We start from the raw sequence: 333 nt of genomic DNA, 5'->3' as shown, positions 1-333 counted from the left end.
GCCCCGCGGCGGGGGCGGCGGTGAAGAGGACCGTTTTGCCCGCTTCGACCTCGTCGCCGGTTTGGATGGGCGCGTTATCGACCGTGGCCGTGAGCGCGCCGCTGCCGGTGTGCGAGAAATGGACGCGATGCTTGACGGGCGCCGGCGGCGGAGCGGGTATGGCCTCGAAGGCGACGGTGACGGTCGTTTCGGCCGAGAGGTTCGTTACGGTGTACGTCGTGGCGGTGCCGTTGGCGGGTGTCCACGCTTTGACGCGGTGCCCCGCGGCGGGGGCGGCGGTGAAGAGGACCGTTTTGCCCGCTTCGACCTCGTCGCCGGTTTGGATGGGCGCGT

General features: G+C 70.6%; 1 protein-coding gene. It reads right to left on the bottom strand.

Annotated features, from left to right (window positions below):
- A partial coding sequence (locus EII41_RS14270; RefSeq protein ID WP_411292615.1) for an InlB B-repeat-containing protein occupies window positions 1-333 on the bottom strand: 333 nt, incomplete at both ends.

It is taken from the genome of Tannerella forsythia (assembly GCF_003860135.1).
In the GTDB taxonomy this organism is placed as follows: domain Bacteria; phylum Bacteroidota; class Bacteroidia; order Bacteroidales; family Tannerellaceae; genus Tannerella; species Tannerella forsythia_A.
The sequence above is the reverse complement of the archived record's forward strand: the minus strand, read 5'-3'. Positions and strand labels throughout refer to the sequence as shown.